General features: G+C 38.0%; 19 protein-coding genes. 10 read left to right on the top strand and 9 right to left on the bottom strand.

The window, feature by feature from the left end; translation table 11 throughout:
• Position 1 precedes the first annotated feature (1 nt).
• Positions 2–277, bottom strand: coding sequence for a DUF3817 domain-containing protein (locus tag ACFOSX_RS12540; protein WP_386101674.1), 276 nt, complete (start codon positions 275–277; stop codon positions 2–4).
• A 144-nt stretch (positions 278–421) separates the two neighbouring features.
• Here ACFOSX_RS12540 and ACFOSX_RS12535 point away from each other — a divergent pair, with 144 nt between their 5' ends.
• The 4 genes from ACFOSX_RS12535 to ACFOSX_RS12520 are packed head-to-tail and all read left to right on the top strand — an operon-like array spanning position 422 to position 6,001.
• Positions 422–2,899 carry a zinc-dependent metalloprotease gene (locus tag ACFOSX_RS12535; protein ID WP_386101671.1) on the top strand — a complete coding sequence of 826 codons (2,478 nt, stop codon included), beginning with the start codon at positions 422–424 and terminating at the stop codon, positions 2,897–2,899.
• A gap of 6 nt (positions 2,900–2,905) precedes the next feature.
• Positions 2,906–4,186, top strand: coding sequence for an FAD-dependent oxidoreductase (locus tag ACFOSX_RS12530; RefSeq protein ID WP_386101668.1), 1,281 nt, complete (start codon positions 2,906–2,908; stop codon positions 4,184–4,186).
• 57 nt (positions 4,187–4,243) lie between these two features.
• Complete coding sequence (gene chrA / locus ACFOSX_RS12525; protein WP_386101665.1) at positions 4,244–5,554, top strand: chromate efflux transporter; 1,311 nt, start codon at positions 4,244–4,246, stop codon at positions 5,552–5,554.
• 42 nt (positions 5,555–5,596) lie between these two features.
• Complete coding sequence (locus tag ACFOSX_RS12520; RefSeq protein WP_386101662.1) at positions 5,597–6,001, top strand: DUF2452 domain-containing protein; 405 nt, start codon at positions 5,597–5,599, stop codon at positions 5,999–6,001.
• A gap of 101 nt (positions 6,002–6,102) precedes the next feature.
• Here the strand turns inward: ACFOSX_RS12520 and ACFOSX_RS12515 are convergent, their stop codons facing one another.
• Positions 6,103–6,588, bottom strand: coding sequence for a hypothetical protein (locus ACFOSX_RS12515; protein WP_386101659.1), 486 nt, complete (start codon positions 6,586–6,588; stop codon positions 6,103–6,105).
• Between the two features lie 76 nt (positions 6,589–6,664).
• The gene (locus ACFOSX_RS12510; protein ID WP_386101656.1) at positions 6,665–8,968 is read right to left on the bottom strand and encodes a type IA DNA topoisomerase; all 2,304 of its coding nucleotides are present in this window, start codon (positions 8,966–8,968) and stop codon (positions 6,665–6,667) included.
• 333 nt (positions 8,969–9,301) lie between these two features.
• Here ACFOSX_RS12510 and ACFOSX_RS12505 point away from each other — a divergent pair, with 333 nt between their 5' ends.
• The 3 genes from ACFOSX_RS12505 to ACFOSX_RS12495 all read left to right on the top strand — a co-directional run bounded on the left by ACFOSX_RS12505 (position 9,302) and on the right by ACFOSX_RS12495 (position 12,683).
• Positions 9,302–10,435 carry a hypothetical protein gene (locus ACFOSX_RS12505; RefSeq protein ID WP_386101653.1) on the top strand — a complete coding sequence of 378 codons (1,134 nt, stop codon included), beginning with the start codon at positions 9,302–9,304 and terminating at the stop codon, positions 10,433–10,435.
• Entirely contained in the window at positions 10,422–12,233 is a 1,812-nt protein-coding gene (locus tag ACFOSX_RS12500) for an adenylate/guanylate cyclase domain-containing protein (RefSeq protein ID WP_386101650.1), read from the top strand. The genes ACFOSX_RS12505 and ACFOSX_RS12500 overlap by 14 nt, the downstream gene beginning before the upstream one ends.
• A gap of 78 nt (positions 12,234–12,311) precedes the next feature.
• A complete protein-coding gene (locus ACFOSX_RS12495) occupies positions 12,312–12,683 on the top strand; it encodes a hypothetical protein (RefSeq protein WP_386101647.1) in 372 nt (123 codons plus the stop codon).
• A gap of 155 nt (positions 12,684–12,838) precedes the next feature.
• Here ACFOSX_RS12495 and ACFOSX_RS12490 read toward each other — a convergent pair whose 3' ends face one another.
• Both ACFOSX_RS12490 and ACFOSX_RS12485 read right to left on the bottom strand, forming a co-directional pair.
• Positions 12,839–13,111: a hypothetical protein gene (locus ACFOSX_RS12490; RefSeq protein ID WP_386101644.1), complete on the bottom strand. Its 273-nt coding sequence runs from the start codon at positions 13,109–13,111 to the stop codon at positions 12,839–12,841.
• Positions 13,112–13,253: 142 nt separating this feature from the next.
• Complete coding sequence (locus ACFOSX_RS12485; RefSeq protein WP_386101641.1) at positions 13,254–13,979, bottom strand: DUF981 family protein; 726 nt, start codon at positions 13,977–13,979, stop codon at positions 13,254–13,256.
• Between the two features lie 198 nt (positions 13,980–14,177).
• Between ACFOSX_RS12485 and ACFOSX_RS12480 the strand changes: the two genes are divergently transcribed.
• A complete protein-coding gene (locus ACFOSX_RS12480) occupies positions 14,178–15,062 on the top strand; it encodes an EamA family transporter (RefSeq protein WP_386101980.1) in 885 nt (294 codons plus the stop codon).
• A gap of 59 nt (positions 15,063–15,121) precedes the next feature.
• A complete protein-coding gene (locus ACFOSX_RS12475) occupies positions 15,122–16,999 on the top strand; it encodes a tetratricopeptide repeat protein (RefSeq protein ID WP_386101638.1) in 1,878 nt (625 codons plus the stop codon).
• Between the two features lie 138 nt (positions 17,000–17,137).
• Here ACFOSX_RS12475 and ACFOSX_RS12470 read toward each other — a convergent pair whose 3' ends face one another.
• From ACFOSX_RS12470 to ACFOSX_RS12460, 3 genes are read right to left on the bottom strand one after another with little or no spacing between them, the layout of a single operon-like run.
• Positions 17,138–18,430 (bottom strand): hypothetical protein, encoded by a 1,293-nt coding sequence (locus ACFOSX_RS12470; protein ID WP_386101635.1) that lies wholly within the window; start codon positions 18,428–18,430, stop codon positions 17,138–17,140.
• Positions 18,431–18,432: 2 nt separating this feature from the next.
• Positions 18,433–20,658, bottom strand: a complete 2,226-nt coding sequence (locus ACFOSX_RS12465) for a sensor histidine kinase (RefSeq protein ID WP_386101632.1) — start codon at positions 20,656–20,658, stop codon at positions 18,433–18,435.
• Positions 20,645–21,922 carry a DNA methyltransferase gene (locus tag ACFOSX_RS12460; RefSeq protein WP_386101629.1) on the bottom strand — a complete coding sequence of 426 codons (1,278 nt, stop codon included), beginning with the start codon at positions 21,920–21,922 and terminating at the stop codon, positions 20,645–20,647. Before ACFOSX_RS12460 ends, ACFOSX_RS12465 begins: the two co-directional genes overlap by 14 nt.
• Before the next feature lie 232 nt (positions 21,923–22,154).
• Between ACFOSX_RS12460 and ACFOSX_RS12455 the strand changes: the two genes are divergently transcribed.
• Entirely contained in the window at positions 22,155–25,409 is a 3,255-nt protein-coding gene (locus tag ACFOSX_RS12455; protein WP_386101626.1) for a VPS10 domain-containing protein, read from the top strand.
• Between the two features lie 113 nt (positions 25,410–25,522).
• On the opposite strand, the gene ACFOSX_RS12450 is transcribed toward ACFOSX_RS12455, so the two are convergent.
• Positions 25,523–25,714, bottom strand: coding sequence for a cold-shock protein (locus ACFOSX_RS12450; protein WP_386101623.1), 192 nt, complete (start codon positions 25,712–25,714; stop codon positions 25,523–25,525).
• Between the last annotated feature and the right edge of the window lie 202 nt (positions 25,715–25,916).

The following is a 25,916-nucleotide window of genomic DNA, read 5'->3' as shown; positions in this document are numbered from 1 at the left end:
CTTAAGCCTTTAGGAATTTCTTATCTACGTAAAACGTCCCGAATGGGATGATAGAAGCGATCAGTACGGTTATGAAGGTACGTTGATTCCATTTGTATTTAGGTTTGAGCCAAATGGCTAAAACAATATAGGCCATAAACAAAATACCATGTGGCATGCCCAAAAGTTTCACGTACTGTGGGTCACCATTCAAATATTTTATAGGTGTTGCTACAAATAGCAAGAGAATGTAAGACACACCTTCGAGCAATGCGATAAGTCTAAAAAATGCCTTCATATTAAGGGGCTTTAAATTTTTGCAAAAGTAGGTTAGAAAATAGGATTAACCATATCATTTTAACAGCTTTTAAGATATGGGCGTCATTCATAATTGTATTAATTATCTTTAGCATCGATTAACCAAAAACCATAGTTCATTATAATGCATTTACGCCAAATTCCCCTTCTCATTTTAGGTCTGTCATTAGTCTTTAGTTGCAGTACAACTAAAGCCCAAGCTAAAAAGCCCCAATCAGCGTCAACAGCCACTAGCGCCAAAGCGCCGGCCTCAAAATCAAAAGGTAAAATAAAGCCTTATGATAAAGTAATTACTAAAGATGCCGTAACGGATGAAGGTCTGTTTCATGTCCATAAAGTAGGGGACAACTATTTCTATGAAATTCCTAAAGACTATTTAGATACAGACATGCTTTTGGTGAGTCGATTTGCTAAATTACCATCCAATTTGGGTGGTGGCTACGTCAATGCTGGCTCTAAAACCAATACGCGGTTGGTGCAATGGCAACGCTTTCAGGATAAGATTTTAATCAAGGAAAAATCCTATAGTGCCGTCGCTGAAGATAGTTTACCGATAAATATTTCAGTGCAAGCCAACAATTATGAACCTACGCTCTATGCTTTCGATATAAAAGCGTTTTCTAAAGACTCAAGCAATATCGTTGTAGATGTCACGAAATTTTACAATTCAGACGTAAAAGCCTTGAGTGGTTTGTCTTCAAGAGCAAGAACGCAATATAAAGTACGGAATTTAGATGCCTCACGAAGCTTTATTAATAGTATGAAGAGCTTTCCAGAGAACATAGAAGTGATTCAAGATTTCACCTTTAATGCCAATGAACCTCCAGTAAATACGGGCGATGGAACAATAAGCATTCAAATGAATCAGTCCATGATTCTGTTGCCAAAAGATAAGATGCAACCACGCTATTTCGACCCAAGAGTCGGTTGGTTTACCTTAAGTAAATACGATTACGGTAGCGATGAATTAAAGGCAGATAGAAAAACCTATATCCGTCGTTGGCGATTAGTTCCTAAAGATATTGAGGCCTACAAACGTGGGGTATTGGTGGAGCCAATAAAACCGATTGTGTATTACTTAGATCCTGCGACGCCAATGAAGTTCCGATCATATATGAAAGAAGGAATTGAGCTTTGGCAAAAGGCCTTTGAAGCTGCCGGATTTAAAAACGCAATCATCGCTAAAGACCCACCGACAAAGGCCGAAGATCCTGATTTTAGTCCAGAAGACATCCGTTATTCTGTTGTGCGTTACGTGGCGAGTACCACCCGAAATGCTACTGGGCCAAGTGTATCTGACCCAAGAACCGGTGAGATTATAGAAAGTGATATTATATGGTATCATAACCATTTGCGTTCCTACAGAAACCGTTATTTATTGGAAACCGGGGCCGCCAATCCGTCTGCCAGAACGCTTAACACCCCAGACGAAGAAATAGGAGAGATGATGAAGATGGTGATTGCCCATGAAGTTGGTCATACCTTAGGTTTACCACATAATATGGCGGCCAGTTACGCCTATGATGTAGAGAATTATCGTGATGGTGATTTTACGCAAAAATATGGTATTGCATCAACTATTATGGATTATGCGAGATACAACTACATTGCACAGCCAGGTGATGAAAACATCAGGTTTGTAAGACAATTAGGGCCTTATGATGATTACGCGATCAATTACGGTTACCGCTATATTCACGAAGCTAACTCTGCAGAGGCAGAGCGTAAAACTTTGGACCAATGGGTGTCTGAAAAAGGAGGTGATCCAATTTACAAATTTGGAAGCCAGGGCAGTCGTTTTGACCCGCGTTCACAAACAGAGGATATTGGTAACAATAGTATAAAAGCAAGTACTTACGGCTTAAAAAATCTTAAATATGTAGCTGCTAATCTCCCAAATTGGACCAGTGATGTCACCAATAATTATGATGATCTCAATGAATTATACGGCGAGTTGCTCGGCGTCTGGAGCCGTTATGTTGGTCATGTAGTTACGCATGTCGGTGGCGTTTACGAAGACACCAAAAACCCGTCTCAGGAAGGGACTGTTTATACCGCTGTTCCAAAAGACCAGCAAAAAGCGGCGATGAATTGGTTACAAGACAATGCGTTTACAACACCAACGTGGTTGATAGACACTTCTATTTTAAAGAATGTGAATCACGCCGGATATACCGACCGTTTAAGAGGGCTCCAAGCGAGACACCTCAACAGTCTTTTGGATTTTGGACGTTTGGGCAGGCTTATTGATCATCACGCATTAGATTCTGATAATTATTCTCCATTGCAAATGTTGCGCGATGTAAGACGCGGTATTTGGTCCGAATCGCAATCGCGTTCAAACGTATCCGTTTACAGACGAAATCTGCAACGTGCTTATATAGATCGAATGGCTTATTTAATGACAGAAAACATGAATAGCCGTTTTTCAAGAACAGCTTATAATGTCAACCAATCTGATGTGAGGGCTTTAGTCCGTGGCGAATTAACAACCTTAGCCAGTACATTGCAAAGTGCGTCTAGAGCTGGAGTCAATACTGAAACGCGTTACCATTATCAAGATATTTTGAAACGTATTGAGATGGCATTGAATCCTAAATAGTCACTAATGAATCGGGAAGGCTACAAGATACACATCATTGGTGCAGGCATAAGTGGCCTTTTGGCCGCCAAGACTTTGGAAGCTAAAGGCTACCGTCCCATAGTTATTGAAGCTACGGATCGGGTTGGCGGTCGGGTTAAGACCGATATTGTGGAGGGCTATCAATTAGACCACGGCTTTCAGGTGTTGCTCAGCGCCTATCCTAAGGCCATGGAGCATCTTGATTTTGAAGCGCTAAATTTACAAGAGTTCTTACCGGGAGCCACCATATTTAAAAATGGCACGTCAACGACCATTGGTGACCCATTACGTCATCTCTCTCTGTTGTTACCAACATTGACATCTTCGGTAGGATCGCTGTCTGATAAACTTAAAATTCTGAAGTTGAATCTCTCGTTAAAGCGAAAATCTATAGATGCTATTTTTAAAAGCGAAACAACCACAACGCTGGCATATCTCGAAAACAAAGGATTTTCCAATGAGATGATCAATCATTTTTTCAGACCTTTTTTCTCTGGAATTTTTTTGGAGCCCGATTTAAGAACGTCAAGCCGAATGTTTGAGTTTGTTTATAAAATGTTCGGTGAAGGTTTAGCCACCCTGCCAAAAGAGGGTATAGGCGCCATTCCCTCACAATTAAAGTCACAATTAAAGACCACGGAATTCAAATTTAATACTGAAGTCGAAGCAGTAGAAGATGATCGCGTCATTTTCAAAGACGGATCAGAAGCTGCAACACACTTTACCATAGTTACTGCTAATACCAGCAAACTAATTTCCAATTTAAACAATCAAGAGGTTTCGTGGAAATCTTGTCAAAATCTTTATTTTGAAGTCGCTTCAAGATCTATAAAAAAACCTCTAATTGGCCTCATTTCAGATAAGGATGCCTTAATCAATAATATCTTTTTTCATAATAGTCTAAGCGCCTCATCAAAAGGTAGTTACGAATTATTATCTGTTACCGTGGTTAAAACTCATAATTATTCCGAAGATCAGTTGCTAGACATTGTTATTGAGGAACTACAATTTAGATGTGGGATCGAAATTATGAGACATTTAAAGACCTATGATATTTCTAAAGCATTACCAGATATGGATCATCTTCACTGTGATATGTCGCCAACGGAAACCCTTTTAAAACCCACCATTGTATTGGCTGGTGATTATTTATTAAACGGCTCTTTAAACGCTGCGATGATTTCAGGAGAAAGAGCTGCACAAGGTGTCATTGCACAACTTGAAGATGGCTTGAGTATTGAAAACTTGTCCTCTGAGTACGTCTGAATTAAATTACAAGTTGGACAAACGCCAAATCAAAGCAAAAAACTAGCGTAATTCCGTATGCAAAAACCATCATTTAAAGAAGCACTTAGATTCTGGACCAAACTGGGGTTTATCAGTTTTGGAGGTCCTGCTGGGCAGATTGCGATAATGCACGAGTATGTGGTTGAAAAGAAGAAGTGGGTCAGTGACAGTAAATTTTTACACGCTTTAAATTATTCCATGATTTTACCCGGTCCGGAAGCGCAACAATTGGCGACCTATATCGGTTGGATGCTTCACGGCACTCTGGGCGGCCTCACCGCAGGAATTTTATTTGTGCTTCCTTCCATGTTCATTCTTCTTGGTCTAAGCGCCATATATGTGTCTTTCGGTAACATGCCTTGGGTTTTTGCCTTATTTACTGGCCTCAAGCCCGCTGTCATTGCCATTGTTATTCTTGCTCTTATCAAAATCGGTAAAAAATCATTGATTACACCGTTTCACGCATTTGTTGCACTGGCTGCGTTTATTTGTATATTCTTTTTCAATATATCGTTCCCCTTGATTATCATTGGAGCTATTATTTTGGCAAGTTTTTGTAGACAGGTTTTTCCAGTATTTTTCAAATCTAACAGCAGCAAAAGCGCAAATGAAAACGATGATGAGAAGGGATTTTACATCAATAAGCACACTGTATCACCGCATAGTGGTTTTAAGCCATCACGATTTTGGAAACAAATAGGGACTAGTGCGTTGCTCTGGTCAATGCCTCTTGTTGGTTTTTACTTTCTAACCAGTGATTTCGAATTTTGGAAAGACCTATCCGTTTTTTTTACCAAAGCCGCCTTCGTTACATTTGGCGGGGCTTACGCAGTGCTACCATATGTGGCGCAGGTCAGTGTTGAACAATTTGGTTGGCTGACAGAATTACAAATGATTGACGGACTTGCATTGGGCGAGACAACACCAGGGCCTTTAGTTATGGTTTTGGTATTTGTAGGTTTTATGGCAGGTCATAATCATTTTGGTGGTTCATTAGCCATGGGGGCGCTTGGACTAATAACGACGACATTCTATACCTTTCTTCCCTGTTTTCTGTTCATTCTTGTTGGAGGCCCCATCATTGAAAGGACGCAAGAAAACAAATGGGTTAAAGAAATCTTATCGTTGGTTACCGCAGCAGTTGTTGGTGTAATTCTCAACCTTACGATTTACTTAGGAAAGGCCGTACTCTTCCCAGCGGAAATATCATTTGCCACCCTTGATTATATTACATTTGGTTGGATTATAGTATCGCTTATCGCGTTATATCGATTTAAAATAAATATGATAATTTGGATAGGTATTAGTGCACTTTTTGGATTGGTCAATTATCTTATAATGTCATAACAAGAGCATCCCACGGACTACTAAAAGATCTACAATCACAATATGAAAAAAGAAAAGAAACCAGATTTAGTCGTTTATGATGAGGAAAAAGGCCAATATAATGCGGCCTTTTTACCCTTCGCTACGAGTGTTGGTGCACCTCAAATTACGTTACCCAATAACTCTACATGGAAGAAAACACAGGTCTACAAGGCTAATAAGCATTTAAAAGCGCGCTTTGAAGCCATTAAAGCAGAATATGATGCCATATTAGAAGTGATGGCCTATAACGAATTGGTGAATTCAGCAAAATTTAGTTTTACGCCTTTAGTCGGCGAGATTTATCATCTGTATAATAATACAAAACAAGAACCTTTCCTGTCTATAATTACACCCGACACCTGTGAATTTGAACACCTCGGTAGTTTTAGGCTTACAATTGATCATCTTTGGGAGAAAATTGACTGACTCTATATGATACTAAAACATCCAGTAAGTGACTTACTGGATGTTCTATTTTCAGGCTTCAGCCACTAAAGGCAACTAAACTAAATATCTGAAACCTGATGTTAATTCTTGGCAAACGTCAATGTGTCAACACTTCCATCGCCACCACTGACGTCGCGAAGCTGTATCTGAGTAGAACTATTGGCAATAAGATCCCAATCATCATTTAGGTCATCAAAATCATCAGATTCTGGGACGCTAAATGCAATATTAAAATCCACATCATTGTCGTCATTGCTGTCATCACTAGAATTACTGCTGTCAGTTACTGACCATGTTCCAGACTTTGTGGTTGTACCGTTCGTTGCGGTTAAAGTGCCATTGGCGCTGAATGTAAAGTCATAACCATTAAAATCATTGGTTTCATCGACTCCAGAATCGATATAACTTGTGACGCGCCAAGTTCCGGATTGAACATCAGCTGTGACTTGCGCAATGAGCATAGCATTGTCATTTGGGCTACCGTCATCATCATCTTCAGAACAGGTGGTAGATAGCAAGCAAAGACTAAAAAACACAAGCATAGGTTTAAAAAAAGACGCTTTCATAATTGAGGGTTTTAGGGGTTATACTATAGATATAACAGTCTTGATGTAAAAACCCCTACCTTGAATAATGTTAAAATTAGGGTTGCAAGTTGTCTGCGTTTCGAAGTATTTGGAACACTAATGCTTTGGTCAGTTCGCGTCCATTGGCTTTCTCCCGAAGCACATCATACGAAAACCGAAAGTCACAACCCACTTTGTAGTCCGAACAGCCATAAGCCGTTTTTCCTTTAATAACCTGACCTTTATTACATTTTGGACATAAGTTTGAAGGCGCTTCAGAAGTCTTGGCGACCTTTGTTTTTGGTTCAAATTTTAGTTTGAAGTTCTCATCAAAGCGCAACAACCCTTCTTGGGTTTTTCCATCGATTTTGAAGCCTTTAAGATTTACCGTAGAGCCTTTATCTAATAAACGTTTGAATTGATTTTCAGAAATCGATTTATTTTCAAATTTGAAGGGCAACAGGAAGTCACACGTTTTTCCATAGAGCGAACAACCGTAGGCCGATTTCCCTTTTACCAACTGACCCGATTGGCATTTTGGGCATGTACTACCAACCAACCCTTTATTCGATTTCGAGTTATTATTTGACTTCGATTTTGAATTGGGTTTATTATTAACAGCGGAAATTCGGTTCACGACTTTTTCGGTTCGTACTTCGTAGACCAAAGCATCAACCATGCGTTTCATGCCTTTTATGAATTGACTCGCCGAAAATTCCCCTTTTTCAATATCCTTGAGTTGCTTCTCCCACTGACCTGTTAATTCCGCAGATTTCAATAAGTCATTTTGTATGGTGTCTATCAACTGAATACCCGTGACAGTCGGTAGAATCTGCTTTTTGTTTCGTTTAATGTATTTACGCCGGAATAAGGTTTCAATGATATTTGCACGTGTCGAAGGACGGCCGATACCATTTTCTTTCATCAGTTCTCGCATTTCATCGTCATCCACCTGCTTTCCTGCCGTTTCCATGGCGCGTAGGAGGGAAGCTTCGGTAAACTGGTTTGGTGGTTTAGTTTGTTTTTCTAAAAAGGATGGTTCGTGTGGGCCTTTTTCGCCTTTTTCAAATTTGGGTAAGAGTTGGTCTTTATTCGATTTGCTCTTAAACAAGACACGCCATCCAGGCTCCACAATTTCCTTACCAGTCGTTTTGAATTTGACTTCAGATGCTTGCCCGATGACCGTAGTGTTGGAGACCTTACAATCAGGATAAAAGACGGCAATGAAACGTCTCGTAATAATATCGTAAACCTGCTGTTCCCGAGGTTGTAATGGAATTTCTATTCCGGTGGGAATAAGGGCATGATGGTCCGTTACTTTTTTATCATTAAAGACTTTGGCAGATTTCTTCAATTTCTGACCGAGAAGCGATTCCGTAAATTTTGAATACTTGGTCAACTTACGAAGAATGCCCGCTGATTTCGGATAAATATCATTGGGAAGAAAGGTGGTGTCAACCCTAGGATAGGTCACCACTTTCATTTCGTACAGTTTTTGTGCTGTCTTTAAGGTTTCATCCGCCGACATCCCAAATTTTGTATTGCAATACACCTGTAATCCGGTTAAATCGAACAGTTTCGGAGGGTATTCTGTGCCTTTCTTTTTGGTAATGGACGTAACTTCAAAATCGTCGGCTTTCACTTTATTGGCCAGCACTTCGCCATCTTCCATCTTTAAAAAACGGCCATCTTCATAATGAAAAAGGGTATCTCGATATAGCGTTTGTAGTTCCCAATAAGGTTGAGGCTTAAAGTTTTCAATCTCCTTAAAACGATTCACTAGCATCGCCAAAGTTGGTGTCTGTACACGCCCAACCGATAGAACTTGCTTGTAACCGCCGTGTTTTACGGTGTACAACCGTGTAGCATTAATGCCCAATAACCAGTCCCCGATAGCGCGAGAGAAGCCTGCGTAATACAAATTATCAAAATCTTCAGAGGGCATTAAGTTTTTAAATCCATCTTGAATCGCTTCGGTCGTTAAACTCGAAATCCAAAGGCGTTTTACCGTTCCGGAATAACCCGCTTCGTTCATCACCCAGCGCTGTATCAATTCCCCTTCCTGCCCAGCATCCCCGCAGTTGATGATTTCTGAAGCTTTTTGAAACAACGACTTTACAATGTTGAATTGCTTTTTAATCCCATCATTGTCTGAAACCTTGACTTCAAATTTATCAGGAAGCATCGGGAGATTATTTAAATCCCAACTTTTCCAGTAGGGTTTATAGTCTGCAGGTTCCTTCAAGGTGCATAAATGCCCAAAGGTATAGGTGACGGCATAACCGTTGCCTTCAAAGTAACCATCGCGCTTGGTATTGGCACCAAGAACGGAGGCAATTTCTCGAGCAACACTGGGTTTTTCGGCGATACAGACTTTCAAAATAAAGGAAAATTTAAAGGGTGTAAAATAAGAAAATTATGGTGTTAACTGATGTGGGTTTAAGTCCGAATAGCAATTCTTTTTCAACTTATTTTTAAAATTAGTGTAACATATAAGACAAGGTATCTACTAATGGTATAAGACTAAATAATTGTTTATTAGGTTATTACCCTTTTATGACCTATTTTTAATCAATTATTCCCCATTTTCTTCATGATTCAACCAAAGCCCTTTTGGTAATTGGAATAGCTGTATTTAAATAACTACAAATGCCTGTTGTGGCCTATTTACCCGCAACAAACTATGTCTATTAACCAATTAAATATTTAAATTATGAGTAATCAACCAGACCCAATTAACATTACAGTGACCGTAGATACGGAGAACATTACGGAAGCGAACAAAAAACTTATGGTCGTCTTTTCCCAAGGCTTAGGTGGTCCTGTAGAAGACCCAGGACATCCTGAAAACTACACCTCTGAGGTACAGAAAAACCAGAAACTGACATGGACTGCCGTAGCCAAAAACGGTCAGACACCTGTGTTTTTTCAGAATGTAAAGCACGAAGATGGTAAATCCATTATGAAAGAAATTAAACGTGGTAATGGCCACAACGTGTATGTCGCTAAAGTACGTAACGACAATTCAGTTAACAACAACGATGAAGAAGAGTATAGCATCATGATTGGTATGGCAGGCTATGAAGGTATTTCGGGCAGTAATGAAAATGGTCCAATTGTCTATTTAGGCAACCAAGTGGCGTATATGGATAGCTATCAAAATAATATATGGCATATTGTACCCAATGCGCCTTTTGAAATTGAAGGGATTGCTGGCTATAATACAACTGGAGTTATAGCCTATAGTGGCAACCAGGTAGCGTATATGGATGATTATAGTAGTGGGCAATGGCATATGCTCAGCAATGCACCGTTTACTATTGAAGGAATTTCAGGAGAAAATTCAAGAGGTGCTATAATCTACTCAGGCAATCAAGTTGCTTACATGAACAGTAATGCTAATAATGTATGGACGCCACTTGCCAATGCTCCATTTAGTATTGAAGGTATTACCGGAAGAAACTCAGATGGTGTATTGGCTTATGCTGGCAACCAAGTGGCTTATATGCCTAACTACAGTAACAACCAATGGATTTCAGCAACAAACGCACCATTTGATATTGAAGGTATTAGTGGTAGTAATACCAATGGCACAGTTATTTATGCTGGCAATAGAGTCTGTAGGTCTAATAATGGCGTATGGACCGAAGTGGCCAATGCACCGTTTATCATCGAAGGTATTGCAGGTAATTCCACAAGAGGCCCAATTGTATTTTCTGGACCACAAGTACAGTATATGAGCAATTATACTGAAAATGCGTGGCATGCTGTTGCTAATATGCCTTTTGATACGAGGAGTTTTACTATTGATCCTAGATTGAAATTAAAAATCGATGGGTCTAGATAAATTTTTAATAGTTGATAAGACATTTTATCTAACAATAATTATATTAATTTTAGATGTTTTTAGCTTAATTTCTCAAAACCAGAAAAAGGCTGACAGTCTAAAGGATATTTATAAGTCAGGTAAATATGAAACAACTGAATTTAGAATATTAAATAAAATAATAGAATCAGAAACAAATCAAGATTCTATACTATATTATGCAGAGAGGATTCTAAATAAAGCGCCTAATATAATTCCTAACGATTCTTCAACTTTAGCATATGAAATGGGTTATTTAGCTAAAGGCAACGCCTATCTTTATAAGGGAGATAATTTAAAGGCGGTTGATGCTTTTCTCAATGGCCTTAAATATGCAAAAAAAATAAAAGATGATAGAGTTGTTGGGATAATTCAGATTTCCATAGCAGATACATACTCAGTTATGGAAAATAATCAGTTTGCTGAATTATATTATAGAGATGGTATAGAAACCTTAAGAAAGGTTTCTGATTCAACCAACTTAGCATCAGCTCTGTTAAATGCCGGTGATTGGTCTTTAAATACCAAACAGTATGATAAAGCACTAGAATATTTTGAAGAATCGAGCATCATTTTTAAGAAAAAAGATTATACACTAGGAACAGCCTATAATTTGGGAAATATAGGTATAGTCTATGCAGAACAAAACAAGAACGACTTAGCAGAAGATAACATCAATGAAGCTATTCTTATTTTAGAAGAGCTAAAGGATTATTACCCTATATCTGTGTATCTAACATATTTAGCCGATATATATGCAGACAAAGGCAACTATGAATTGGCCTTTAAATACGCCAACAGAAGTTTAGAACTTGCTAAGGATTATGGTTTAAAAGAACAAATAAGAGATGCCAATTTAAAGCTTTCTGAATTAAGTAAGAGTGGTGGGGATTACAAGTCTTCACTGAACTATTTTGAGGATTATATAGAATATAGAGATAGTATTAGAAATATAGATGAAGTGCAAAAAATAGGTAATGCAATGACTCAGCAAGCTTTAACGGAAAAAGAACTTTCTGAACAAAAACGCAAAACCCAACGCATCATACTCTTCGCTATTGCAGGTGTCTTATTCTTAATCGGTTTGCTGGCTTATGGATTATTTAGGCGCAACAAATTCGTACAAAAAACCAATAAAATCATTGCTAAGGAAAAAGAACGTTCAGATCATTTATTGTTAAATATTTTACCAGAAGATACCGCCCAAGAACTAAAAGACAAGGGTCGGGTAGAAGCGAAGAAGTATCCTTCCGTCACAGTGTTGTTTTCCGACTTTAAAGGGTTTACGAGTTACTCTGAGCATCTATCGCCAGAGGAAGTGGTACAAACGATAGACCACTACTTTACCAAGTTCGATAATATTATGGACAAATACGGTTTGGAAAAGATCAAAACCATTGGTGATGCCTACATGGCTGTTGGTGGTTTGAGTTTTGACAATGTCGACCAAGCCAAGGAAATGGTTTTGGCGGCCAAGGAAATGAATGATTTTGTTACCCAAGCCAAAACCGATACGCATACCTCGGCAACTTTTGATATACGGATTGGGATTAATACAGGCCCCGTCGTTGCTGGTGTGGTTGGCACCAAGAAATTCGCTTATGACATTTGGGGTGATACGGTAAATATCGCTTCACGTATGGAAAGTAATTCTGAAGCAGGGCACATCAATATATCAGAAGCGACCTATAATGTGGTGAAATCAGATTTTCATTGCGAATACCGGGGCGAGCTGGCGGTAAAGAATCATGGAAACATGAAAATGTATTTCGTGAGCTAGACATGTTTTAGAGCAAAAGCAAAATAGAATACAGTCAAGCAAAACAGTTATAAGGCCTTATCTTGAAAATAAAAAATCATGAGAACACTTATAATATTATGTATCGTATTATTTACCTTCAATGCCAATGCACAAGACCCTATGCTTCAATTTAATAACGAAGCTTTAGAAGAAGTGGCTTACGATGTCACCACAGCGTATAATAAGCATTTAGGCATGGACGGACGCCAAGTCACCTTATTTCAAAAGAAAGTAGAAGAATTCTTGATTCGAGAGGAGAAAATCCATCAGAATTACACCGGAAAAGAAAAACTAGATCTTATTGCCGAACTCAGAAAGGCAGAAACTATGGAAATGTGGAATATCCTCACACAGCCACAGATGGAGGTCTATAAAAAATGGAAACCCACGATTCAACCGATTGCTAAAGTAAAATCGGATAAAGACTAAATTAAGAAGCAACGCAAAAGCGTTGCTTTTTTTGTTGCACAGCTTTCAAACCGATTGTCATGTCGAACGCAGTGAGACATCACACCACAATTAAGATGAATAGAGTAAGATTCCTCGTAGTACAACGCCTTCGGAATGACTTAAATCTAAGACAATTATCCCGCCAAGCGTTCTTTTTCTCTAATCGTGCGTTTTAAATGCAATAGGTGATTGGCAATCGAGGCCAATTCAAAATTGAGTAAACGATCGTCTTTTTTACTGAAGTTTTCAATATGATGCTTGTAAATAGACTCCAAGCCATCTTTAATTGAAATAAAGTAACTGTCGTCCGTAGCGTCTAGAGTAACGGAGCTTTTGTAGTTACTCTCTTTTAACAACCAATAAGATAGGCTGTTAATCTGATTGAATAATGCTAAATTCTCATCCATAATAGTAGGTTTTAATAGGTTTGAGGGCGGTAACAGTATGCAAGATAAACTTGACGAATTTGGAGAGGTCCGATAAACAGTTGAGTGGTTAATATTTTCGATATGAAGGTGTTATATGTTCAATTGTTTCGATGAACGACGCTTATTGGTTAGGCATGGTATTCACAATCAAGCCAATATGTGTAAAGTAATTCATGGCACCAAACAGAAGGAAAATGACACCCAAAGTATAGATCAGCTTATACGTGACTTTCACCAGGGGCGTTTGCCCACGCTTGCCATTGGCAAAGCGTTCAAAAACAAAAGGACAGAGAATAGCCGCAATACCCGTAAAAGCCCATAAACCCGAAATAAATAAAGCCTCAACAATAGGATATTCAGCAAATTCTCCAGCTATCGGTTCTTCCGGTGGTGCGGCGAATAATTTATAACGTACACCCGCAATGGCAACACCTATAAGGGCAAGACCCATTCCGTATAAAATATACTTAAAATGTCTCAAGTCCTGAGCAACGCTCATCATCGGTGATTGTGCTGTTTTTATACTTTCTCTATTCTTCCACATATAGAACGCGATACCCAAAAGTAAAGTTCCCAACACCAATGAGGGCTCACCAAAAACGATATTATCAAAGGGATAGTATTTAGCTAATGGCCAAGTGACCGTCATATGCAAACCAGTGAGAAACAAAATCATTCCTAATACTGCAAAATTGAGTGACCACCCTTGGGGATTTAACTTGGTTTTAAAGCATAAGTGTTGCGCTACTTTTGCCATAGAGCAGAGCGCGGCACCTGTTGCAACGGCCATTACGGTGTTATAAACGGGCATGTTTGCCCAATCTATAATAAGATCGCTTTGAGACATAAGAGGTTGTTTGGGAGCTCAATATGCAAAAATTAGGCACTCAGATTGCCGTTTGTAAAGGATTGCATAAAAGATTTATGTTATGAAGCACATTAGTAGATGCCATTGACTGAATTGATATTCTGTATTAACAAAATCAATCCGGCAAGTCACGCTTTATCCGATAGATTAAAATACCTTTACTCAGAAATTAATGGAGTGAAGTCATCCAAACTACTTATCATCCTGGCCTTTTTCTCCATTTATGTCTTTTGGGGATCCACCTATTTGCTGAATAAACTCGCGGTTTCAGAATTACCGCCGCTATTTCTGGCATCCTTAAGATTCACGGTGGCAGGTGTATTCATCTTGGTTTTGGCGCTAGCTTTAGGAAAGTCACTCAAATTATCTTGGAAACAACTTCGGAATTGCAGTATCGCCGGATTTCTCTTCCTCGCCTACGGAAACGGTGTCTTTGTTTGGGCCTTAAAATTTGTGGATAGTGGTTTTGCGGCGCTCGAAGCGTCCATCAATCCCTTAATCATACTCATCCTAATGCGTGTGTACCATAAGAAACCCATTAAACTGAAGTCCATTATCGGCATCGTCTTGGGTGTTGTTGGGATGTATGTTTTGGTAAGTCAGGATAGTTTAAACTTGGAAGAGGGGAGTGCTATTGGCATCCTACTCATATTCACCTGTGTGCTCAGTTGGAGTATCGGTTCTGTTTTTGTGGCGCAGGCCGAATTACCGAAGAATTTTTTTATTTCTACAGGCTATCAAATGCTGATTGCAGGACTCATGCTTTGTGTGGCAAGTTTTTTATTCAATGAAACCTGGAGCATGCCGACGCAATGGACAGACCAAACACAGTTGGCGATGCTGGGCTTGATTCTCTTCGGAAGTATTGCCGCATTCACCTCATTCAACTACTTATTAAAGGTGGTTTCTACGGAAAAAGTTGCGACCTCTGGCTACGTGAATCCTGTAATTGCGCTGTTGTTGGGCTGGTATTTTCTAGGCGAACTGATTACCATACAGACGATTATAGCCGCAGTCTTATTATTACTAGGCGTTTATTTTATCAATTCGAAGAAAGATTAACTAATAGATTAGTTTAAACTAAATATTTAGTTATATTTGAAATTGAATCATGAGTTTCTATGTCATATATGCGAATTAAATCGGTTGTCATTACCATAGGTCTTTTCTTTAGTATGGCTTGTACATCACAAGCGCAACATGAAGATCCCAATTTACAAGCCGCTTATCAGGCGCATGGATCGCTTCAACTTAAAGAAGCGACAGACTTATTTCAGAAAGTTGCAGATAATGAAAGTGCTACAGTCAAAGACCGTTGCGAAGCCTTGCGTGAAATTGGTGTCATTAGTTGGAAATTCCATCAATCTCCGGAAAATGCCAAAGCTTATTTGATGAAAGCCGATAGTCTTGGCGATTACAGATCCGAAACCTGGTTGAAATTCTTACGAATTGAAGAGGAGCAGGGGCATTATTCTGAAGCTGTTGAGGCTGGAAAAAAAGCGCTGGCCGTAGCAGAATCGGATGCCGACCGAAATTATGCACGTTATCGAACAGCCAAAGTCATTTTGAAAGACGCCGTGCATCAGTTGGAACAAGGGCAATCCATCTTGACTTCAAAACTCAACGAGGCTTTGGTCTTAGTGGAAACCGTTTTACAAGAGAACCCAACCAATACCAATGCCTCAGACGTGTTATTGGGCATTGCTTTAGTGCAAAACGATGCAACAAAAGCTTTAGGAGCGTGGTTGGGCTATTACCGATTTGCAGATACCGAGAGTGCTTATGACTATCTAAAACCTGCGGCACAACAATTAGAAGCCCTGTTATCCAAATGGGCAACGAAAGAGCTTGACACCTCGGAAAAAACACAACTAATCAAAGCATTAGGCGCATCCCGATTTTACGATTACGCGAAACTATTGGCCCAAAAATGGGACATTAAGAGTGAAGCCGTTACATCGCTTATTGACTATGCCGATTATAAAGAGAAGATACGCCAAATCACGAACGAATTCTACCGCAAATCGGCCCTGGGAGACTCTGATTCCGGAGCTTACATTGAAGCCATTGGTAACTTGAATCGGGACTTATATGCAATCCTTTCTAAAACTGATGAGACTTTTAGTGGCGCGAACTTCCAGGATTTGATACGCGAGCAATTTGGTACCGTATTTATAATTTCCAGTAGTAGCGCTTCACGAAATACAGGCTTGGTCTTTGGGCACATCGTTAATGAACGTCTTAGAACCATAGAACAATACGGCCACAAAGCAGATTTTACCTTTACGGAATTAGATATGATGGTCTCCAACGGCTTTCCCAGCTGGTTTTGGGAAGATAGAGGTGCCGGCGGTTATGCCTTATCTGGCGGTTTTCTGCGGATTAAAACCATGTTCAAATTTTTGGCGATTAATGCCTGGGAAAAAGTCACGGACTCGGTAAGACGCCAAAAGATTGAAGACGACATACAAGCGAATCTATTTCAATCTGACCAAAACACGGACATCAAAACAGTACGCGCCGCCTTATCCCAAAAATTGGAATTAGACGCTTTAGACGAACTTTTACAAAACCTTAAAGCCAAAGGCTATACCGACAAAACGCTACAGCTAAAATTTATAGAAGCCTACGAAGCCTTACGCGACAATGCGACCATGTTTGCCCATGAAGGCCGTCATTCCATAGACCGTGTGGTCTTAGGAAGCGAGTACAGAGCTTTAGGATCTGCCATAATTGAATACCGAGGCCGATTATCACAAATTGCCTTTAGCGATTCTCCAAAACTCGAAATCGCCAATATGCTCTTCGGTATTGGTCAAACACCAACAGGACAATCCAATAAAATGATTCTCGATGTCTATGAGAATTGGCTAAACGAAAATAAATCTCGGATTCCTGGCTATGACGCCAACAAATGGCCATTAGCAAATCTCTATAAATTAAAGGACCAACAACTACGAGAGATTATACGTGCTGTAGATCCGTTTTATACGGAGTAGAACTCGTTAATAGAATTTATAAGGTATGGTGATGTGGTTATGGAGGTGTGGATGACGATATTTCTTATTTTACATAATGTAAATTATAGGACATAAATTGATAAGTTTAAGTTGTTTAATACTATAAATATTATGGACTTATTTTAAATTCCAATCTTTGACATTGTTTGGTAAAGCAGGTACACCAACTCTTCCAATATATGAAAGATATCTTTGTCTTACTTGTTGAATAAAAGGAGAATTAATTTTAAACGGTCTCTCTAATTTGTTTACTGTTGAGCTTGTAATTCTTTTAGCTGATAATCTAAAATCGATAACCATTGTAGTGTTAAAACCATCAGTTATGGGTAAACAGGGTAAAAAGTGTAACCTTGGCTCGTTTTGATTAAAATATTTCCTAAGAGTATCTTGCTTATTTGATTCTAAATCTTCGTAAGTCGGTTCACTTTTACTAAAAAAGCTTCTTACCCTATTTTGAAACGCCCCTTTCTTAAAAGTAAGTAATTCAAATTCATAATTTGGTTTATTTTTTATTATTCTAATATCACATTCTGGTGTGATTATAATTCCAAATGTTTCTTGATCAATTACACATACATCTCCTGTCATTAGAGGCGCATCAGATGTCAGATTAGAATAACTCAAAATACTAAACAACCTACTTATTGATTTATCATAATCACTTTTATCAGCCAGTTCATAATCTGTCTCACTATTACCTTCATCTCTAATTGTCTTTATTAATTGTCGGTCTTGAAGTAAATTTTCTGCTAATAGTAGTTGCATGAGTTCAATAACAAATAGCTCTGGATCAACTCCATCTCCATCTGCAGAAGCGTAAATATGCTTTAGCCAATTGTCTGAAGCACTTGACAACTCTTTAAAAACTTTCTGAATAGCTATATTTATTGCTTCACTCCATTTTATTGGTGCGGAAAGGTTTCGATTTTGAGTTTCCCAGTCATTAATTTCCTTAAGGATTTGAGTTTTTATAATTGATATATTAGCAGAGGTAAAATCAGCATCCTTAATTTTAAATCGAATTCTGTCGCCAAACTTTTCTTTTAAAGCCTCACCTTGCGGACTATTTTCAACATGTTCTTGGGAAAAAATATAAATGAGTGAGTAAAAATCATTCTCATTTAAAAAAGTAAATGTCTCATTCTCTTTGACAGATCCTTGGGTAATGGGATTTGGAATTCCTATCTCTTTTTCTATATCTTCAAAAGATTCTTCTGGTTCATCATTACCGAATTGCCAATCAAGAATTACAGCCTTAAATGCTCCAATAGACTTGGTAGATTCTTCAACGAATTTTAAATTTTCTATTCCAAGTACTGGAAGATCTTTTCTCAATTCATTATAAAGAAAATTTTCAGGTCTATTATCAGAATAAATATGATCATCTGCATACAATATTACTCCCGCCATATTTATTCTGATTTAAATGAAATTTTAAAGTTTGCCCCTGGTAATATTTTTTCATTGTTATCAGTTACTAAGCTAATTTCAGCATCAATTCTATCTAACAGCTCCTTTACTATATAGAGGCCCAAACCTCTTCCATCAGCCTTTGAGCTATAAAATTCTTTGAATATAATATTTTTTCTTTCTCGTTCGATACCTATACCTGAATCAGCAAATATCACTGTCTTTTCAAGACTATCAATTTTTATATTTATTCTCTTATCTTCATTTTGTTGATCAAGCCAATAAATAGAATTATCCATCAGATTTAAAATAACTTGTAAAATAAGACCTGTATTGGTCTTAATAATTAAATCATCATCACCAGAAACAATCTTAAAATCAATTTTATCCTTCAATTCTTTCCTGAAGTATTTTGATATGCGTACAGCCGTATTTTTAAAGCTAACATCTTTAGTGACTTTTCTGGCTCTCCTGAATAAAGGTTGCAAGACTTGAAGTTCTTGATAAAGAAAATCGATATTTTCTTTTAAGTTGTTCAAAAACTCCTCTAATTCTTTTGATTGAATTTGATTTTTTTTAAACCTTCTTATGAAATCAGAGGTATTCTCTTTCAACCTAACCAATAATGACATTGTATCGTGAGTAGCCTTTTCAACTACCATTCCTGTACCTGCTAAATCTTGTGTAATGGTTAATTCTTCCTTAATATCTTTTACATAAGCATTTGTTGTTTCAAAGAAAGTTTTAGACTTGTCTAATAATGATTTGTCATTCAGCTTGAGAATATAATTTTTCAACTTATTAAATGCATCCCTATATGATTTTGCGGCACTTTTTTCAGCCTCTTCCTTTTTTAATTTAGTTTTTTGTTTATCTTCTTCTACTTCATCTTTCATTATTTTTAATGCAGCCTGTAAAATTGCAACGAACTCATCTTTGGCTCCATCTGTGTTCATAAGACCTTCTCTGTCAGCAGCATCTCGTAAAATTGGATTCTCATCTTGGCTAATAAATATAAATCCTATTAAATCATTATAGCTAAAGTAATTACCAGCTCTATCCTCGGATCTAAATTTACTCAACTGCAACCAGTCATCACCAATCTCACCATATGGATAGACTCTTATGTTATCTCTATATAGATAGACTGAAGTTTCTTTTAAAAAATTTTTTTCTACCTGAGTTAAGCTTTCAGACGGATTTCTCAAATCAAAACCATAAAAGAAGAACATAAAAGATCCTATTTTGGGTTTTCTTATAAATGAATTATTATCCTCATTCAAAAATATATCCCGAAAAAGCTTCAACTTTTTGATATCATACTTTAATAATGTTGCATTTTCCAAATCAAATAAGTCGAACTTAATGGGCACAACTTTTTTATTGTGTGTATAAGTAGCATCAATAAAACCTTTGTCGTCTATACTACCTTCAAAATAAAATGGAGCCATTTCTGACATCTCATCAAATGAGAGTAATTTAGTTTCATACTTCTTATCCTCCCAAAACAGAATGACATCAAAGTCTTTGCTTATATTTAAATTTGGAAGTTCAGGAGGCATCATCCTAAAAAAGGCATTTGAAAGTTTCTTTAAATCAGGTTGCTTCCAATTGTTTCTAGGCGAAGAAATTCTTATTAAAGTTCCTTGCTCTTTATTGTTTAAAATTTTAGTTGGAACTTCATTTCGTTCCCATTTATTTAAAATTTGGTTTAAGAACTTGTCCTGATGATTACTTTCTATAAATTTATCATCTGCATAAGAAGTGAAATCGAGTGTTAATTTTATTTCTTGCTCATCTTTCTTTTTCGTATACACTTCAACATAATCACCTAATTTATAAACGGCAAATCGCCCAACGCCTTTGTCTCCTTGCATCATTCTTCCTTTCTCAGTTCGCCTTACCTTTTCATTTTGAGACTTCTTTTTATTTAGTTTGTTGGGTGTTGCAGGTTTCATCCAAACATTAAGAACTGTATCCAAATCCATTCCTACACCATCATCTTCAATTTCTATAATACCTGTTATCGGATCAGAATCAACTTTAAAATCTTGAAACCTCACCTTTACTTCCTCTGCATCGGCATCATAAGAGTTCTTTACAATTTCAATCAAACCAACCCATTTATCACTTATAAGTTGATCACCTAAAATACTAATTAAGCGTGCATAAGGTTCGAAAGCTACTTCACCTGATTTTTCGTTATCATCAATGTTAATGATTCCCATTTTCCTTTTTTGCTATTATTATATACTCCTCAGGATAAATCTGCTTACTATTTTTATTATTGATAGTAGTAAACTTACCAGTTTTTTTATCTCTTATAGTTGGTATTAATTTATGAGGTATAGACCTTTTTATAACATCCTCAATTTCAAATCCACTTAAGTCTAACAATTCTGCAAAAATTTCTGCGGATTGTATCTTGACATCTTTAAAAGTAGTATTACCAATTACGACGAACGATTTTCCACCATCTTTTAAAATTCGGTACATTTCGTTGGCAACATCATGCATGTCACTAAAATAGTTAGCTACTTCCCTTGCTGTTCTTAAATTTTTGTCTTTTAAATCATTAATTGCCCGTTGAGCAATTGCAGAGTGTGAGTCTAGACTTTCACCATATGAATAAAACGTACCAATAAAGTTCTTTCTAAATTCACGTAAATTATTTAAATAATCGAACCAATATCCTGTTAATTGATGTAAATCAGCATATTCATATGAAGTAACGTAAGGTGGAGATGTAATTATTGCATTAATTGTAGCTGACTTTATTGATGTTTTACGAGCATCTTCAAGTACTAATTTTGATTCTATATTTGTAAATTTTAAATCCTCTAATGCTTCAAAAAACAATTGGTTTTTTTTTAGCATAGATTTAACTTGTTTATTAAAAGTTTTAAAAACATCCGTTGGTACTTTATCTGGGTCAACTTGTGGCTTTGTACTAGATTGCAACCATTTGGAACAATTCTTTAGAATATTAGATAAAGCGACTAAAAAGAAATTTTTGACTTTTTTAGTTGTTTGCAACTCAGTAATTATTTGGTAAAGAAAAGCAATTTTATACTTTTCATTTGGATAAAACCAATAATCAATTCGATCATGTTTCTCAATCTGCTGGAAATCTTCAGGTCTGAAACTTTCAATCTCAGCTAAAATAATTTTATATTTTGAAATCAATAAGTTTTCTCGGATTGGATTTGTTTTAACATCCGTAATTAGTTGAGCAACAGGATTTATATCAACACCCACTGATTTTCTACCATGTATTTTTGATTCAACAAGAGTAGTCCCGCAACCAGCAAATAGATCTGCTATAGTATCACCCTGGTCAGTATAATCTTCAATTATTTTCTTAACTAAATTTGGTAGGAATTTTGCGGGATATCTGTGATAACCATGTGTCCACTGCTGTGTAGATTTTACGTTTTTGAAGACCCATTCTTCACTAACTGGTATATTTTCAAAGGGAAATGTAATGCTCATTTAGTTTCATTAGTTGGATAATCAAATATAGAATAAAAAAAATTATTTTAATTACATCTCAAATATCTGTAATACAGGTATTTATATATAATTGAGTTCTGTTTATAGTATTGTTTTTCATCTTCTAAAAAAGATCAAGATAGCAACTCATTTGAGTCTTCGTTACTTTATAAAAAGTAGAATCTTAATTATCTTTCACTAACTTTAAAAACTAATCCAACCAAACCATCATATGAGACTAAAGTTCACCACCCTCGCAACCCTTCTTGTTTTTCTATGTTTAGCTATACCGGTTAATGGCCAAAGTAAAACCACCAAGGACGACACCAACCCTTTTGACGGCCTAGAACTGAGAAATATTGGCCCTGCCTTTATGAGTGGGCGTATTGCAGATATTGCCATTCATCCTAATAATGAACATACCTGGTATGTCGCCGTGGGGTCTGGCGGTGTCTGGAAAACCACTAATGCCGGTACCACATGGACACCCATTTTTGATGAGGAGTCCGTCTACTCTATCGGCGCAGTGTCCATAGATCCTAATCGCCCAGAAACCATTTGGGTCGGCACAGGTGAAGATGTTGGTGGGCGTCATGTTAGTTTTGGCGATGGCGTGTATCGCAGTGATAACGGTGGAAAATCGTGGACGCATATGGGCCTAAAAGATTCCCAACATATTTCTAGAGTGGTCATTCATCCAGAAAACAGTGATGTTATTTATGTCACGGCGCAAGGCCCACTTTGGAGTAAAGGCGGTGACCGTGGTTTGTATAAAAGTACAGATGGCGGTAAAACCTGGAATAAAACCTTGGGTGATGACCAATGGACCGGCGTTACAGAATTGGTTTACGATCCTAGAAACCCAGATAGAATGTATGCCGCCACTTGGCAACGCCATAGAACGGTTGCGGCCTATATGGGTAATGGTCCTGGTTCGGCCTTATACCGTAGCAATGATGCGGGTGATACCTGGGAAAAGCTGAGCAACGGCTTACCGGAAACGGCACTTGGTAAAACGGGTTTGACCATTTCGCCTCATAATCCAGATGTGTTGTACGCCGCTTTGGAATTAGACCGCAGGCAAGGCGCTGTATACCGTTCTGAAGATGGCGGTAGTTCCTGGGAAAAACAATCCAATACCATTTCTGGCGGTACTGGTCCACATTATTATCAAGAGCTTTATGCCTCACCACATCAAGAAGGGCGTCTATACCTCATGGATAATAACATGCAGATTTCTGAGGATGGCGGTAAAACCTTCTATCGTATGAATAGTAAGAACAAACACGGGGACAATCACGCAATTGCTTTTAAAGCCAACGACCCTAATTATCTCTTAGTAGGAACTGATGGTGGTCTTTATGAATCATTCGATTTAACCAAAAGCTGGAAATATATTGAAAACCTACCCGTCACCCAATTTTACAAAATCGCTGTGGATGATGCCACACCGTTTTATAATATCTATGGTGGTACGCAGGATAATAGTACGGAAGGTGGCCCATCGCGTACCGATAATATCCACGGCATACAAAATAGCGATTGGCGCGTGGTGTTAGATTGGGATGGTCATCAGCCCGCTACAGAACCGGGTAATCCTAATATCGTTTATGCTGAACGTCAGGAAGGCACCTTATCCCGACTCGATATGAAAACGGGTGAATCTATGGATATCCAACCCCAGCCAACCGACCCTAATGCCATCATGCGATTTAATTGGGACGCTCCTATTTTGGTTAGTCCACATAAACCAACTACCATTTATTTTGCGGCCCAACAGGTTTGGAAATCGGAAAACCGTGGGGATTCTTGGACGGCCATTTCAGACGATTTAACAAAGAATGAAGAGCGCTTGGCACTGCCGATTATGGGACGTCAGCAGTCTTGGGATAACGCTTGGGATGTGTATGCCATGTCTAATTACAATACCATAACCTCATTGTCCGAATCGCCAAAACAGCAAGGGCTTATTTACGCAGGTACGGATGACGGTTTAATCAATATTTCTGAAAATGATGGCGCTAATTGGCGACAGGTGAATGTTGTTCAACTTCCTGATGTTCCGTCTACCGCTTTTGTTAACGATATAAAAGCAGACCTTCATGATGCCAACACGGTCTATGTGGCTCTAGACAATCACAAATATGGTGATTTTAAACCCTATTTATACAAAAGCACCGATAAGGGCAAGTCGTGGACCTCGCTCTCCTCTACCCTTCCGGATAAGCATTTGGTATGGCGCATCGTTCAAGATCATGTCGCGCCAAATTTGTTGTTTGTCGGTACAGAGTTTGGGTTGTTTGTGTCTACAAATTCAGGACAATCATGGACGGAGCTTCAGGGGAATGTGCCAACAATTTCATTTCGGGATTTAGCCATTCAGAAACGCGAGAATGATTTGGTGGCGGGCTCCTTTGGTCGTGGTATTTTCATATTGGATGATTATACGGCCTTTCGGGAACTGGCAGGTAATGGATCGGATGAGAGTTCGAAGTTATTTCCAATTCGTGATGCTTGGTGGTATATTCAACGTGGACATCTCGGTTTTGATGCTGATAAAGGCAGTCAGGGTGATGATCATTTTGTGGCACCTAATCCAGAATTTGGAGCACTGATAACCTATTATTTGAAAGACATCCCGAAAACCAATGCCGCATCTCGAAAAGAACGCGAAGAGAAAACAAAGACGGATTTACCATTTCCAGGATGGAACACTTTAGAACTTGAAAAACTTGAAGACAAACCACAAGTCGTAGTTGTTATAAAGAATGAGACTGGTGACATCGTAAGAACAATATACAAGGAAGCCAAACCTGGCATGAATCGTATGGCTTGGGATTTGCGCTACCCTAATTTTATGCCTGTACTTTTGGGTAGAGATACACCTATGGATTATGTGCCACCACAAGGACTTTTGGCGCCTCCAGGCAACTACTCGGCAACATTATATTTGTCGGCAAATAATACTGTCACACAGATTGATGAACCAAGAACATTCACTGTAAAACCGTTACATAAAAATACACTTGAAGGCTCTAATATTGAAGAGGCCTCTGCGTTTTGGCGAAGCTATGAGTCTACAGCAAGAGCCACCAACGAAATTGACTTAAGCATCGCTAAGTTCGATAAGAAACTTATGGCACTTCAAAAGGCCGTAATGAACAGTCAAATGTCGCCGGAAGAAGGCTTAAAAGCTATCAACGCCATTAAGACAAAATTAAACACGTTAAAGTCCACCTACTATGGGAACCAAGCCAAGCTGGAAGTTGGCGAGAAAAACCCAAAGACGGTCAACGATATGTTGTTTACCTTATACCTCAGTTTAGGAAGATCAACCTACGGACCTACAGAAACCAACAAAGCACAACTTGATATGATTGAAGGTAAATTGATGAGCGCAAAACAAAGCGTAAATGCCATAAACGCTGCTATTCAAGACTTGGCGTCTACGATAAAAGCTAATGGCGGTCCTTATATTGAAGATTAGTTATGAACACGTTTAAAGGTGAAACACTATTTTTTCATTAACTCCTTTGAAAATTGAGCATAAAAAAAGCCCATCACAGAATGATGGGCTTTGTACTTTTATAAGGGGTGTAATTAGCTTACTTTTACGTTTACTGCATTCAATCCTTTGTTACCTTCTTGAAGGTCAAAAGTTACTTCATCACCTTCTCTAATCTCATCGATTAATCCAGAAAAATGTACGAAGTGGTCTTTTCCAACGCCTTCTTCAGTGATGAATCCGTAGCCTTTGCTGTCGTTGAAAAATTTTACTGTTCCTTTACTCATTGTAATTGTATTAAATTATTTATTTACTAAGTGCAAAGGTGGTGCCATTAATTGAATTGTCACTGATTTAATTCACTTATTTTCATGAAATTAGAAACTATTAGCGCTATCACTCGTTTAAAACCCTATTCGTAATTCCAAAATTTTGTTAAAATCGAAGGAATTCAAGCTGTTTTCAAGCATTCAAATGGAATAAAAGACC

The organism is Winogradskyella maritima (genome assembly GCF_042650215.1).
In the GTDB taxonomy this organism is placed as follows: domain Bacteria; phylum Bacteroidota; class Bacteroidia; order Flavobacteriales; family Flavobacteriaceae; genus Winogradskyella; species Winogradskyella maritima.
This window is presented reverse-complemented; position numbering and strand designations above follow the sequence as displayed.

Coding starts and splice junctions, on each gene's coding strand:
- ACFOSX_RS12540 (WP_386101674.1), bottom strand. CDS start 277: ATGAAGGCATTTTTTAGACTTATCGCATTGCTCGAAGGTGTGTCTTAC.
- ACFOSX_RS12535 (WP_386101671.1), top strand. CDS start 422: ATGCATTTACGCCAAATTCCCCTTCTCATTTTAGGTCTGTCATTAGTC.
- ACFOSX_RS12530 (WP_386101668.1), top strand. CDS start 2,906: ATGAATCGGGAAGGCTACAAGATACACATCATTGGTGCAGGCATAAGT.
- chrA (WP_386101665.1), top strand. CDS start 4,244: ATGCAAAAACCATCATTTAAAGAAGCACTTAGATTCTGGACCAAACTG.
- ACFOSX_RS12520 (WP_386101662.1), top strand. CDS start 5,597: ATGAAAAAAGAAAAGAAACCAGATTTAGTCGTTTATGATGAGGAAAAA.
- ACFOSX_RS12515 (WP_386101659.1), bottom strand. CDS start 6,588: ATGAAAGCGTCTTTTTTTAAACCTATGCTTGTGTTTTTTAGTCTTTGC.
- ACFOSX_RS12505 (WP_386101653.1), top strand. CDS start 9,302: ATGAGTAATCAACCAGACCCAATTAACATTACAGTGACCGTAGATACG.
- ACFOSX_RS12500 (WP_386101650.1), top strand. CDS start 10,422: ATGGGTCTAGATAAATTTTTAATAGTTGATAAGACATTTTATCTAACA.
- ACFOSX_RS12495 (WP_386101647.1), top strand. CDS start 12,312: ATGAGAACACTTATAATATTATGTATCGTATTATTTACCTTCAATGCC.
- ACFOSX_RS12490 (WP_386101644.1), bottom strand. CDS start 13,111: ATGGATGAGAATTTAGCATTATTCAATCAGATTAACAGCCTATCTTAT.
- ACFOSX_RS12485 (WP_386101641.1), bottom strand. CDS start 13,979: ATGTCTCAAAGCGATCTTATTATAGATTGGGCAAACATGCCCGTTTAT.
- ACFOSX_RS12475 (WP_386101638.1), top strand. CDS start 15,122: ATGTCATATATGCGAATTAAATCGGTTGTCATTACCATAGGTCTTTTC.
- ACFOSX_RS12470 (WP_386101635.1), bottom strand. CDS start 18,430: ATGGCGGGAGTAATATTGTATGCAGATGATCATATTTATTCTGATAAT.
- ACFOSX_RS12465 (WP_386101632.1), bottom strand. CDS start 20,658: ATGGGAATCATTAACATTGATGATAACGAAAAATCAGGTGAAGTAGCT.
- ACFOSX_RS12460 (WP_386101629.1), bottom strand. CDS start 21,922: ATGAGCATTACATTTCCCTTTGAAAATATACCAGTTAGTGAAGAATGG.
- ACFOSX_RS12455 (WP_386101626.1), top strand. CDS start 22,155: ATGAGACTAAAGTTCACCACCCTCGCAACCCTTCTTGTTTTTCTATGT.
- ACFOSX_RS12450 (WP_386101623.1), bottom strand. CDS start 25,714: ATGAGTAAAGGAACAGTAAAATTTTTCAACGACAGCAAAGGCTACGGA.